Origin of the sequence: Ciceribacter sp. RN22, assembly GCF_024054295.1 — a bacterium.
GTDB classification, from domain to species: Bacteria; Pseudomonadota; Alphaproteobacteria; order Rhizobiales; family Rhizobiaceae; genus Allorhizobium; species Allorhizobium lividum.
In genome coordinates, this window is the sequence record NZ_JAMXLD010000002.1 from 1173966 (window position 1) to 1187070 (window position 13105).

Genomic DNA, 13105 nt, shown 5'->3' on the forward strand with positions numbered 1-13105 from the left:
GCCGGAGCTTTTCGAGGGGAAATCCGGGCAAGGAATAAATTCTCATGAAATACGGTTGACTCTTTGCTGAAGCTCTGGAATCCATATGGAACATATAGAGAACAAATAACGGAGTTGGACGTCATGGCTGCGAAAGCTGTGACGCGGGAGACGCTTTTTGCCCTGCGTCAGACCATTGCTCACATCGAGGGACGAACCGAGGTCGATCTGGATGTTGCTCGCAGGGGACCAGAGGCGTCCGGATTTGGAGGACGGGCATCCGAACGAGACGAGACAAAGGTATTGTCGATCGGCCTTCAGGCACTGGATGGGCCGATGGAAGGCGGAATACCGCTTGATGCGGTGACCGAAATTCGCAGTGGTCGGTTGGGAGATGCCGGAGCGGCAAGCGGTTTCGTGATGGCTCTTTCCGCTTGTCTTCTGGCGCACTCCTCTTCCGGTTCCGGGCCGGTTCGCATTCTCTGGATTGGTGATGAGACTGTGGCCAGGGAGGTGGGGCTGCCCCATGCTGCCGGTCTTCGGGATTACGGGCTTGATCCGCAGTATCTCCTGTGTGCCAGACCAAGGCGCATCGAGGATGGACTCTGGCTCGCGGAGGCGGGCCTCGCAAGCGGTGTCTTCTGTGCCGTCATTCTGGAAGTTTGCGGCAATCCTCGTCGTTTCGGCCTGACGGAAAGCCGCCGCCTCAGTCTCAAGGCGCGTTCCGCAGGCCGGCCTCTGTTGCTGCTGCGGCAGGGAGGGGAGGAGGAGGCCGGCAGCACTGTCTTTCGTGCGCGCATCCGCCCATCTTCGGCGCAATCCCGTATTCTTCCCGACGGTTCGGCGCTCGGCGGCGGCATCGCCAATCCCGTCTTCCAGGTCACCTTGGAAAAGAGCCGACTTCCGGCCCCTGTCGATATCCATCTGGAGTGGAACCCCTATGAGCGTCTGTTTTCCCTCGCCACCGTCCTCCCTGCTCCAGCAGCCAACGAGCAGACGAATTCTGGCTCTGTTCTTTCCCCATCTGCCGACCGACAGGATTGCACGTCGTCTTTGGGGGCCGTCGTGGCGTTCGGCCGGGCGTCCTGACCATCCACCTCTCGTTTGTACGGGACGGATGAAGAATGCCATGCGGTTGACTGCTGTCGATGAGATTGCTGCAACCATTGGACTAAAGTCGGGACAAAGTCTGGCGGAAGCGCGGGCGATTTGTCCCTCTCTTGATGCCGTTACCGCCGATGAGGCCGCCGATCGCCGGTTCCTGGAAGGAATCTCCGACTGGTGCGATCGTTATACACCGCTGGTCGCCATCGAGGGCAGAGAAGGCCTCTTCCTCGATATCACCGGCTGCTCCCATCTTTTGGGCGGCGAAAAGCTGCTGCTTGAGGATATCCTGAAGCGCCTGTTCCAAATGGGACTTGATGTCCGTGGGGCGATTTCCTCCACTCCCGGATTATCCTGGGCAACGGCGCGCTTTGGCAGCAATGGCACGATCTCCGAGGGGGATGCCAAATCCGTTCCGGCTTCCTTTCCGATAGCTGCATGCCGACTGCCGGAGGAGACGGTACTGGCCCTTTGCAAGATGGGACTCAAACGGATCGGTGATCTGCTTGCCGCTCCGCGGGCGCCTCTTGCACGTCGATTTGGTTCCTTGCCATTGCGTCGCCTCGACCAGATGTTCGGGCGGGAGGATGAGCCGATCTCACCCCGTCGGCCGGTTGCGGAGCTCTCCGTTGAGCGGCGTCTTGCCGAACCCCTTCAATGTGAGGAGGCCATCCTTCAACTCATCCAGCGGATGGCTGTGACGCTGAAATTGGAACTCGAGGCACGTTGCCAAGGCGGGCGCCGCTTTGAAGTGCTCCTTTTTAGGGTCGACGGAAAGGTTTTCCGGATAGGTGTGGGCAGTTCCGTCCCTCTACGCGATCCAATACGCATCGCCTGTCTCTTTTCCGAACGTCTCGTCGCCCTGCATGACGAACTGGATACGGGATACGGTTTCGAAATCCTGCGGCTCAATGTGTTGCAGGCAGAGACGCTCGATCGCATGCAGTCGGATTTTATCGGCAGTGCTGCCGTCGAAACCGCGTTGGCAGTCTTTGTCGATCAGGCAGTCGCCCGTTTCGGCCCGGATTGTCTTGCACGGCCTGTCTTGCAGGAAAGCCATGTCCCGGAACGAGCATCGCTTCTCCTGCCGGTCAGTGATCTTATGGAAATCGTCTCTCCGGAAAATGGGCAGAGAGAATCCGGGGCGAACCGGCCGGTCCAGGCAAGACGACCGATCCGGCTCCTGAAGGTTCCGGAAATCATCGAGGCGACGGCCGAGGCGTCGGAAGGTGCGCCCATGAGTTTCCGTTGGCGGCGATGTCTTCATCGTGTCCGGCGGGCCGAAGGTCCGGAGAAACTCGCCATGGAATGGTGGATCGATGGTGAAGAGGCTCCAGCGCGAAACTATTTCCAGGTCGAGGACGATGATGGGCATCGCTACTGGCTGTTTCGTGAGGGCGCCTATGTCTCGAATGTCGAGATGCCGCGCTGGTTCATGCACGGAGTTTTCGCATGACGGCTGCGCCCGCCTTTTTCGAGATCGGAACACGAACGAATTTTTCCTTTCTGGAAGGGGCGTCTCATCCGGAGGAACTCGTGGAGGCGGCCAGCAGGCTTTGTCTTCCGGGTCTCGGTGTTGCAGATCGAAACACTGTTGCCGGTGTGGTGCGAATGCATGCCCAGGCCAAGGAAACGGGCTTCCGGTTCCAGCCGGGGGCACGGCTTGTCTTCGCCGACGACACACCTGACGTCCTCGCCTATCCGCAAAACCGCCGCGGATGGGGCAATCTCTGCCGGCTGCTCAGTGCCGGCAATCTCAAGGGGGAAAAAGGCGTTTGCATTCTCCATGAGACGGATCTGCACGCGTGGGGAGGGGATTTGCTGATCGCGGTGGTGCCGAAGGTTGAGCATGCCACCTACGAAGGACACTTGCCGGGACTGCTCCGCCGGCTGGCTTCCCGGTTCGGCAACCGGGTATTCCTGGCACTTGTCCCGCGTTATGATGGTCTCGATCGGATCACCTTTGCCGTGCTCGCTTCCATGGCCGAAGAGGCGGGGCTTGCCTTGATTGCCAGCAACGAGCCGCTTTATCACGAGGCGACACGCCGGCCGCTCGCCGATATCGTTACCGCCATCCGCACCCATATTCCCATCACCGAAGCCGGTTTCCGTCTGGCTCCGAATGCGGAACGGCATCTGAAGACCGGGGCGGAGATGGCCCAGTTCCTCAGGCATTATCCGCAGGCGATCGCCAATACCGAGGAGTTCTTTAGCCGGCTCTCTTTTTCTCTGGACGAATTGCGCTACCAGTATCCCAATGAGAGCCTTGCCGGTGAAACACCGTCTGAAACGCTTGAGAGATTGGCTCGCTCCGGTGCGGCAAGACGTTACCCCGCAGGGGTACCCGAAAAGGTATCAAAGCAGATCGACTATGAACTGGCCCTCATTCGCGAGAAGCAATACGAGCCCTATTTCCTCACGGTCCGCAATATAATCGAATTTGCCCGGAGCGAAGGCATTCTCTGCCAGGGACGGGGTTCGGCGGCCAATTCCGTCGTCTGCTACTGTCTCGGCATTACCGAAGTCGATCCGAAGGAGACAACGCTGCTCTTCGAGCGGTTCATCTCGACGGAACGCGACGAGCCCCCGGATATCGACGTCGATTTCGAGCATGAGAAGCGGGAGATCGTCATTCAGCATATCTATGAGCGATACGGGCGCGAGCATGCCGGGCTGGCGGCGGCGGTGAGTTGCTATCGTGCGCGTTCGGCAGGCCGTGAGGTCGCCAAAGCTTTCGGACTGTCGGAGGATGTGCAATCGGCACTCGCGAGCACCGTCTGGGGATGGTCAGCCGCGGATCTTTCCGAGCGTGAGGCCAGGGCGGCGGGCCTGGATATGAGCAATCTGACGACGCAACGTGTCCTCACCTATGCTTCCAAACTCATCGGATTTCCGCGTCACCTGACCCAGCATGTGGGTGGCTTCGTCATAACGCGTGACAGGCTGGACGAGGTGGTTCCGATCATGAAAACGGCGATGGACGGTCGTTACATGGTCGAATGGGACAAGGATGATCTGGATACGCTCGGCATCCTCAAGATCGATATTCTGGCGCTTGGCATGCTGACTTGCCTTGCCAGAGCCTTCAAGCTGCTGGAAAGCCATTACGGAAAACGTATTACACTCGCCGATCTGTGCCGGGACCATCGGCCGGCGGTTTATGACATGATTTGCCGCGCCGACACGATCGGCGTTTTCCAGATCGAGAGCCGGGCCCAGATGAGCATGCTGCCGCGCCTCAGGCCTGTGAATTTCTACGATCTGGTGATCGAGGTGGCGATCGTTCGGCCCGGTCCCATTCAGGGCAACATGGTGCATCCCTATTTGAAACGGCGGGAGGACAAATGGGCCGGCCGACCGGTTACGTATCCGAGCCTTGAACTGGAGGGGGTACTGGAACGAACGCTCGGCGTTCCGCTCTTTCAGGAACAGGTCATGCAGATCGCCATTACCGCTGCAGGCTTCACGCCAGGTGAGGCAGACCGTCTCAGGCGGGCGATGGCGACGTTCAAAAGGACCGGAACAATCCATACCTTCCGGAAGAAGATGGTCGAGGGCATGGTGAACAATGGTTACGATGCCGAGTTCGCCGAGAGTTGTTTCCGGCAGATCGAGGGGTTCGGCGAGTATGGTTTCCCGGAGAGCCATGCCGCATCCTTCGCCCTGCTGGTTTACGCGTCCTGCTGGCTGAAGGCGTATTATCCGGATATCTTTTGTGTCGCCATTCTCAATTCACAACCGATGGGATTTTACGCTCCGGCGCAATTGGTTCGGGATGCCCGGGATCATGGGGTCGTCGTACGACCGGTCGATATCAATGAGTCCGAATGGGATGCGACGTTGGAGGACGGCGCCTTCGAGCGTGATTGCATCCACCCTCGGCACATTTCGATGCAAGACGTGATTCTGGCGCGGAAGGCGGTGCGGCTCGGATTCCGGCAGGTCAAGGGGCTGACGCGGAAGAATGTCGACCGGCTCCTCGCTTGCCGGGGCAACGGTTACGTTTCCGTCCGGGATCTCTGGCTGCGGACCGGTCTTCCGCGTTCCGTCATCGAACGGCTCGCGGATGCGGATGTCTTTCGCTCGATCCAGCTCGACCGCCGGGCTGCCTTGTGGGCGGCAAAGGCCCTTGACGAAGGAAGCGCCGTTGAACATCTGCCACTCTTTACCGATCACGGCGACCTTCAGGTGGAGCCTGAAACACCGCTTCCGCAGATGCGGGACAGCGAACAGGTGGTCAACGACTACCGCTATCTCTCCCTCTCCCTGAAGGCGCACCCTGTTTCGTTTCTTCGCGAGCAACTGGACGCGCTCCAAATACGTCGATGCCGAGATCTGGAGGTCGTGGAGAACGGACGGAAAATTACCATCGCCGGGCTTGTGCTGGTGCGCCAGCGTCCCGGCTCGGCGAACGGCATTATCTTCATGACCATCGAGGACGAGACAGGAATTGCCAATATCATTGTCTGGTCGAGGACCTTCGAGCGTTTTCGACCGGTGGTCATGGGGGCCCGTTTCATAAAGATCCATGGACGATTACAGAAGGCCGACGGGGTCATTCATGTGGTTGCGGAGGAGATCGAGGATTGGTCGTCCGCTCTCGGTCTGCTGGAAGGCGACCGCCATAGCGGGCTGGTCAATGCCGGCGCGACTTCCCGCTTGATGATCCAACAGATGTTCGGCAAGCCCGGGAACCCAACAGGCATGTTTCCATCTGCCGGGTCAACACGGGACGCAATGCCAAAGGGCCGCAATTTCCATTGACCTACGTAGCGATTGTCGTACGTACCCGAAATTTTCTTGACACTAAATCTCTTCTTTAGCAAAAGGAGGGTACGAGTACGAGTTTCCGGACAGGCCGCATCATGCTTGTTTGCAGCTGCAACTACATCACCGACACCGAAATCAAGGACGTCATCAATCAGCTCCTCGATGAGGATTGCTGGCAGCTCATCGTGCCTGCAAAGGTCTATCACGCGATGGCCAAGCGGGGCCGCTGCTGTGGCTGTTTTCCGACGGTTGTTGATCTGATTATCAACACAACCGAGGAATATCATGCCCGCCGCCAATCGACACAGGCCGAGGTTGTTGATTTCATAGCGCGCCTGAAGACTTTCCACGAAGAAAGAAGGAGAGCTGATCTTGAAAGGCGACAAGGGAGTCATCGAGCAGCTTAACGAAGCCCTCTTACTCGAACTCGGCGCAGTCAACCAGTATTGGCTTCACTACCGTCTCCTCGAAGACTGGGGTTATACGAAGCTTGCCAAGAAGGAGCGTGCCGAATCCATCGAGGAGATGCATCATGCGGACAAGCTGGTTGCCCGTATCATTTTCCTCGAAGGCCATCCGAACCTGCAGTCGGTGGCTCCGCTAAGGATCGGGCAAACCGTCAAGGAAGTGCTGGAGTCCGATCTTGCTGGCGAGTATGACGCGCGCACTTCCTACAAAAAGTCTCGTGAGATCTGTCATCAGGCCGGCGACTACGTCACCATGGCGCTCTTCGAGGAACTCCTCGCCGATGAGGAAGGTCATATCGACTTCCTCGAGACCCAGCTGGATCTTCTGGGCAAGCTTGGAGAGGAGCGCTACGGACTCCTGAACTCGGATTCGGCCGACTCGGCTGAGTAGTAACATCGAGAGACGCCCGCAATCATGCGAACGTCATCTCTCAGCCAGCCAGATGGCGAAATTCCGCGATGACCTGATCGTAGACCTCTTTTTTGAAGGGAACGATCAGGTCCGGCAGTTCGTGCATGGGCTTCCATTCCCACGCGTCGAATTCAGGGTGATGGCCGCCAGGAGGTGGATTAATCGCGATCTCGCTCTCATTTCCCTCGAAACGGAAGGCGAACCAACGCTGTGTCTGGCCGCGGTATTTTCCTTTGAGTGCAATCCCGACCAGGTGTGGCGGCAGGTCGTAGTTGATCCAGCGGCTGGCTTCCGCCAACAGGGATACGGACTGCATTCCGGTCTCCTCGTAAAGCTCCCTCATCGCCGCGCTCAGGGCATCCTCGCCGTCGTCGATTCCTCCCTGCGGCATTTGCCAGAGCTTCAGTGAACCGTCAAACTCGGAGTTCTCCGCCGGAATCCGTCGTCCCACCCACACGAGTCCCTCTCCATTGAGAACCATGACGCCGACGCAGGGGCGATAAGGCAGATCTTCGGCCTGGACTTTCCGTTCACTCACACGGGACATGTCGATCCTTCATGGCTGGATGTCTTCCGCCAGCGCCGAGATCGCAACGATCTCGACGCCGCGTCGCGATGCTTCTTCGCTCCATTGGCGAACAGCGTCAATTGTTTCGTCGAAGGCCGAGCCGACGCCGATTGCACTTCCCTTCCGCAGCGCAATGCGCTCCAGTTCATCCAGACGGCGCAGGATAGCCTGCTGATCGAGTTGTCCATCGATCTGCGCATCGGCGAAAGCCTGAGGCATTCCGATTGCCTTTGCTATCTGACCGCTCAGCGAGCGAGCGGATGATCCGTCGTCGAAGAACAGCAAGCCACGCTTGCCGATGTCACGCATCACGGGTTCGAGCGAATTGGCGTCCGCAAGGAACTTGCCACCCAAATAATTCATAATCCCCGTGTAGTTTGTGATGCTCGCCATTGCCTCGTGAAGATAGGCCATGTTGGCCGCCGGTTTTGCCGTCGTCAAAAGTGTGCCGGGTCCGGGGTCGTTGCTCGGGTAATCGAAGGGCTCGAGCGGAACCTGCAGCAGAATCTCGTGACCGTCCCGCCGTGCCTCCTGCATCCATCGCTGGAGACTGTTACCCGTCGCCGCAAATGCCAGCGTAATCTCCCCCGGAAGCTCACGAATAGCCCGCTGTGTGCCCGTCTGGCTGAGGCCCAGACCTCCGACGACAATCGCGATCCGCGTGCCCCTGGCTCCGGACCATGGCCGAGCATACTGGTCGACCGGCCGCAGCCCGTCGGGCCCGACCGTTGGCAGCCTGCCCTGGGGACTGTCCTCGAGAAGGAGCTCGTTCGGCGTCGCCGCCATGCGCGGATCTTGTCCGACGCGGGGGGTATCGATCAACAGCGGTCCGCTGCCGCCGCGTGCCTTCGGGCTGTATTTTGTAACAACCGTTCCGTTGTCGGTCACCGTCCGTTCGACGTTGGCGCCCGCGGCCGGTCGCGTCGCGCTCATCCCAGCGGCCGATGATACCTGCGATGCGGCTTCGTTCTTCGTATCGAGATCGGACGATTGGGCCGGCTGCTGGTTCGGCGGCAACCCATGCAAGGGGAGCGGAGTCAGGGCCGAGAACAGAGAGAGACCAAAAACGACCGTCACGGCTGCGAGGCTCGCAGCCGCGCGCCACGAAATATGCATGATCCTGCGAGGACGGCGCCGTTCGCCCTGTCCCAGCGGCTTGTGCAGGTCAGCCCCCAATGCCTTCTTCCGTCCCCTCAAGCGGCAACAAAACGGGCGCCGGAAGACCCCGGCGCCCGTTCATTTACTTGGCAACGACCGCCTTTTCGGGATCGGCCGGGAAGGACGGGTCCGTCTTCTTGCCGCGCAGCAGATCCAGAGCATAGTTCAGCTGAACGTCGTCTTTCGCTTCCGGCGGCACATAGGCGAAGGAGCCGGAGCCTTCGTCCGTCTCGTTTTGTCCCTGGATATGTCCAGGCAGGGCCGATTCGCCTTCCGCCCGAACGCGTCCCTTCAGATCTTCCGGCAGGGGCTGTTCGACCTTGATATCGGGTTCGATGCCGGTGCCCTGGATCGATTTACCCGACGGGGTGTAATAGAGCGCAGTCGTCAGGCGCAGGGCTCCCTTTTCGCCCATCGGAATGATCGTCTGCACGGAGCCCTTGCCGAACGAGCGGGTTCCGAGAACGGTAGCGCGCTTCAGATCTTGCAGCGCGCCAGCCACGATCTCCGATGCTGATGCGGAGCCGCCGTTCACGAGAACGATGACCGGCTTGCCGTCGGTGAGGTCGCCCGCACTCGCATTGAAGCGGCGCGTGTCGTCCGCATTGCGGCTGCGGGTCGAGACCACCTCACCCTTTTCAAGGAATGCGTCGGAGACGTAGATCGCCTGATCCAGAAGGCCGCCCGGATTCAGCCGAAGGTCCAGAACATAGCCCTTCAGCTTGTCGGCCGGAACTTCCTTCTTGATCTTCGTGATAGCCGCCTCGAGGTCGTCATAGGTCTTCTCCGTGAAAGAGATCACCCGAAGATAGCCGACGTCTCCCTCGACACGCGACTTGACGGCCTTGACCGCGATGACCTCGCGAACGATGTTGAACTCGAGAGGCTTGTCCGCACCCTTGCGCAAGATCGTCAGCTTGATCGGCGTATTGACCGCCCCCCGCATCTTTTCGACGGCTTCCTCGAGCTTCAAACCACGCACCGGTTCGCCGTTGATTTCGGAGATAAAATCGCCGGCCAGAATGCCGGCACGTGCACCCGGCGTATCGTCGATCGGCGTGATGACCTTGACGAGCTCATCTTCCATGGTGACTTCGATGCCGATACCGCCGAACTCGCCCTTCGTCTGGGTCTGCATGTCGGCCGCGTCCTTGGCATTCATGTAACTCGAATGCGGGTCCAGCGAGCTCAGCATGCCGTTAATGGCGTTTTCGACCAGCTTCTCTTCATCCGGCGGCGTCACGTATTGCGCGCGGACGCGCTCGAAGACGTCGCCGAAAATCGCCAGTTCCTTGTAGGTGGAGGGCCCGGCGGCCTGCGCGGGAACACCGGCCGAATAAATGACGCCCATCGCCGTCGCGCCCATCAACGCGCCGACGAGAAGAAGTGAAACCCTACGTACCATTCTGTGCCTTTCCAGAGTCCTGACCAGTCCACCAGGGACGGGAATCAACAGGTTTTCCGTCTTTCCTGAATTCAATGTAAAGCGTCGGGCGATCGGTTTCCAGCGTCAATGCCGTGGCGCTCGCCAGTCTCTTCTCGCCCATCGTTCCGATGGGTTCGCCGGAGAGGACGAACTTGCCTTGACTGGTACTGACCTCGTCCATCCCGGACAGGACGACGTGATAGCCGTCGCCCGTATTCAGGATGATCATCTGCCCGTAGCTCCTGAACTCGCCGGCAAACACGACCCAGCCATCCGATGGCGCGGTCACCAGCGATCCCGGGGCTGCGGCGATCGTCATGCCCATCGCCGAGTGGCCGGTCCCGTCCGGATCCCCGAAACGGCGCAGGACTTCACCCGCCGCCGGCAGCTCGAGTTTGCTCTTCAGTTCGGAGAAGGGATATGCCGGGGCAATACGGTTTTTGTCAGGCAGGCTTTCGGCGAGCTCTCTCGCTCTTTGTCGCTGTTCTTCCGTTTGTAGGCGGCGACGTTCCTCCTCCTGTCTAGCCTTCTCGGCGGCCTCGCGGACGGAGGTGATCTCGCCCTCGAGCGAGGCGATGAGTTGTTCGAGATTGGAGGTCTTCTCAGCCAATTGTTCGGAACGTTGGCGTTCCGTCGCCAGTTCGTCTGCTCGGGAGCGCGAAAGCCGTTCGTTCGCGATCAGGAGCAGGTCCATCCGGCGTTCCTCCTCCTGCCGGCTGGCCATGGTGGTAACCAGCGCTTCCTTTTCCGTGCCGATCTTTGTTCTGAGATCTGCCAGTTCCTGCAGATCCGCCGCCAGTTCCTCCGTTTCCTTGCGGATGCCCGGAACGACAGCGCCCAGGAGGATCGCGGTTCGTACCGAGGCAAGGGCATCCTCGGGACTGACGAGCAGCGCGGGGGGCGGATTCCGCCCCATTCGTTGCAGAGCCGCAAGAACTTCGGCGAGGACCGCGCGCCGCTCGCGAAACGAGCGACGAATTTCGTCTTCCCGAACGCCGAACCCGGCGAGTTTCGCCTCACTCTCGTTGATCTTCTTTTCCAGATCCTTGCGGCGCTCCGCGGATTCGATCAACGCTGATCGCAAGTCCACTGCATCCTTCTTGAGCGCGGCGATGTCGGCTTCAAGTTCGGCAGCTTTCTCTTCCGAAAGATGGATGGTCCGGGATAGGTCGCGCAACTCCCGACTGACCTCATCGCGCTTCTGGCGCAGGACAAGATCGGGGGGCGATTCCGAAGCATTTTCGGAGGGGGCCGAAGCGGGGCGGGCATCTGTCTCCTGCGCGCATACAAGGCCGCCGCCGTGAAAAGGGCTCAGGGCAAGAACCAACACAACGACACATGCCGGAAGATGCGTATGCCGCCTTCCAGCCGGATGTATGAACGTCGAGTGGGGTTTATTGTCCTGCAAATCGCTGTCCCGGTGTTGCCCGGAAAATATGCTGATTTGCCTCGATGCGCAAAGGCGCAACTGCGGGCCGTTTACCGCCCCTCCGGTCGGCTCGTCAGGCTCGGTGGTAGGGATGCCCGGAGAGAATCGTGACAGCGCGGTAGAGCTGCTCGGCGATCAGGATGCGAACGAGCTGATGAGGCCACGTCATGCGGCCGAGATTGAGCACGGTATGAGCCTTGTCGCGAAGATCATGGTCGACGCCATCGGCTCCGCCGATCAGGATCGCCATGTCCCTCTGCCCACGATCTCTATAGCTACCCAGCAAGTCTGCGAACTGCTCGCTGTCGAGTGCCTTGCCGTGTTCATCGAGAACGATCAGCACCGAGCCCGCAGGCAGCGCCTTGCCGAGCTCCACGGCCTCCTCGCGCTTGCGCGTCGCGGCGTTCGTCGCGCGGCTTTCTGCAATCTCGGTGGTGCGGGTGAACTCAAGCCCGGTTGCAGGACCTGCCTTGGCGAAGCGCTCAAGATAACGGGAAGCAAGTTCCTTTTCAGGGCCGGCTTTCAACCGTCCGACGGCAAAGATGCCAATGCGCATGGTCTCTATTCCATTGATCGGTCACAAAGACCATTGGTGGCAACGTTGGCCGTTGCCACTCTTGCCGATACGGCGGACGCCGGCGCTATCCGCCTATCAGTGCAGCTTGCCTTCCTCGATCTCCGGAGCCGCCCACATCTTTTCGATGTTGTAGAACTCACGGATTTCAGGACGAAAGACGTGCACGATGACGTCACCGGTGTCTATGAGCACCCAGTCACCCGCGTCGAGCCCCTCGACCCGCGGGCTTCCCAATCCTTCATCCTTGAGGTCGGAAATGAGGTGTTCGCAGATCGCTACGACGTGTCGGGTCGATCGCCCTGAGGCGACCACCATGTAATCGCCGAGCGCCGATTTTCCGGCAATGTTGATGGTGACGATATCTTCTGCTTTCGAGTCCTCGAGGCTTGTGAGGACCAGCTCAAGAGCCCGGGCTGCGGCATAGGCGCCACGTTCCGCGCTTTGTGGGACGACGACCGGCGTGCGTCCCTTGGTGTGTACTGTTGTCAGAGTCTTTCCTTTCCTTGAAGAACAGCACGGTGTCCGCCAGACTCAGCGGATGCACTCAAAAGGTGGCATCAAATCGGCAATCTTTCAAGGGTTGCGGCGCAAATCCTAGCCCTTGGCGGTTTCCCGCAATGCCGTAGAGCTGAGGGATGAACGTGGCCCGTGGATGAACGTCCAGGCAGGTGGCCTCTTCTGCCAGAGCACGGCCGCATCGTCCTCGTCGATGCGGCTACGAGCATAAGTGCGGGCCATCTTCGAGGACAGGTGGGAAAGGGTTGACCCGGGCCGGTCGATGACGGCGATCGGAAAGGTGGTGGCGATCCGGCGCCAATGTTGCCAGTGATGAAAGCTCTTGAGATTGTCGGCGCCCATTATCCAGACGAAATGAGCATGCGGATTGTGCCGCTTCACGAAGGCCAGCGTTTCGGCCGTGTAGGTCGTGCCGAGCGCCTGTTCGAAAGCCGTGACCTTGATGCGGGAATCGTGGACAAGCGCCTCGCAGAGTTCCAGCCTGCGTGTGAGGGGGGCAAGTTCTACGTGACTTTTCAAAGGATTGCCTGGAGTGACGATCCACCAGAGCTGATCGAGACCTAGACGTCGAAGTGCAATCTCTGCCACCAGGACATGGCCTTCGTGCGGAGGATTGAAGGATCCGCCAAACAGGCCGACGATCATGCCGCGCTCGACATGCGGCATGAAGCGGTATCGATGGGCGATCGTTTCGTCCCC

Annotated in this window: 12 protein-coding genes; 5 read left to right on the forward strand and 7 right to left on the reverse strand. The window is 59.7% G+C overall.

What is annotated here, in order from left to right:
* The first annotated feature begins 63 nt into the window (after positions 1-63).
* From NHF53_RS20525 to bfr, 5 genes are all read left to right on the forward strand, one after another.
* A complete protein-coding gene (locus NHF53_RS20525; protein ID WP_308218689.1) occupies positions 64-1068 on the forward strand; it encodes a hypothetical protein in 1005 nt (334 codons plus the stop codon).
* Positions 1019-2539 carry a DNA polymerase Y family protein gene (locus NHF53_RS20530; protein WP_308218695.1) on the forward strand — a complete coding sequence of 507 codons (1521 nt, stop codon included), beginning with the start codon at positions 1019-1021 and terminating at the stop codon, positions 2537-2539. Before NHF53_RS20525 ends, NHF53_RS20530 begins: the two co-directional genes overlap by 50 nt.
* Positions 2536-5847, forward strand: coding sequence for an error-prone DNA polymerase (locus tag NHF53_RS20535; RefSeq protein WP_252835823.1), 3312 nt, complete (start codon positions 2536-2538; stop codon positions 5845-5847). The genes NHF53_RS20530 and NHF53_RS20535 overlap by 4 nt, the downstream gene beginning before the upstream one ends.
* 101 nt (positions 5848-5948) lie before the next feature.
* Positions 5949-6260, forward strand: a complete 312-nt coding sequence (locus tag NHF53_RS20540) for a (2Fe-2S)-binding protein (protein WP_112690657.1) — start codon at positions 5949-5951, stop codon at positions 6258-6260.
* Positions 6226-6711 (forward strand): bacterioferritin, encoded by a 486-nt coding sequence (bfr, locus tag NHF53_RS20545; RefSeq protein WP_252835824.1) that lies wholly within the window; start codon positions 6226-6228, stop codon positions 6709-6711. The genes NHF53_RS20540 and bfr overlap by 35 nt, the downstream gene beginning before the upstream one ends.
* 40 nt (positions 6712-6751) lie before the next feature.
* On the opposite strand, the gene NHF53_RS20550 is transcribed toward bfr, so the two are convergent.
* From NHF53_RS20550 to NHF53_RS20580, 7 genes are all read right to left on the reverse strand, one after another.
* Positions 6752-7279 carry an RNA pyrophosphohydrolase gene (locus NHF53_RS20550; protein WP_114362772.1) on the reverse strand — a complete coding sequence of 176 codons (528 nt, stop codon included), beginning with the start codon at positions 7277-7279 and terminating at the stop codon, positions 6752-6754.
* 9 nt (positions 7280-7288) lie between these two features.
* Complete coding sequence (locus NHF53_RS20555; protein WP_252835825.1) at positions 7289-8476, reverse strand: divergent polysaccharide deacetylase family protein; 1188 nt, start codon at positions 8474-8476, stop codon at positions 7289-7291.
* 64 nt (positions 8477-8540) lie between these two features.
* On the reverse strand, positions 8541-9863 hold the full coding sequence (locus NHF53_RS20560) for a S41 family peptidase (protein WP_114362773.1): 1323 nt from the start codon (positions 9861-9863) through the stop codon (positions 8541-8543).
* Positions 9853-11262 (reverse strand): peptidoglycan DD-metalloendopeptidase family protein, encoded by a 1410-nt coding sequence (locus NHF53_RS20565; RefSeq protein ID WP_252836025.1) that lies wholly within the window; start codon positions 11260-11262, stop codon positions 9853-9855. Before NHF53_RS20565 ends, NHF53_RS20560 begins: the two co-directional genes overlap by 11 nt.
* A gap of 124 nt (positions 11263-11386) precedes the next feature.
* Entirely contained in the window at positions 11387-11869 is a 483-nt protein-coding gene (gene rlmH, locus NHF53_RS20570; protein ID WP_114362775.1) for a 23S rRNA (pseudouridine(1915)-N(3))-methyltransferase RlmH, read from the reverse strand.
* A gap of 96 nt (positions 11870-11965) precedes the next feature.
* The gene (rsfS, locus tag NHF53_RS20575; protein WP_114362776.1) at positions 11966-12379 is read right to left on the reverse strand and encodes a ribosome silencing factor; all 414 of its coding nucleotides are present in this window, start codon (positions 12377-12379) and stop codon (positions 11966-11968) included.
* A 105-nt stretch (positions 12380-12484) separates the two neighbouring features.
* Positions 12485-13072 (reverse strand): nicotinate-nucleotide adenylyltransferase, encoded by a 588-nt coding sequence (locus NHF53_RS20580; protein WP_252836026.1) that lies wholly within the window; start codon positions 13070-13072, stop codon positions 12485-12487.
* Between the last annotated feature and the right edge of the window lie 33 nt (positions 13073-13105).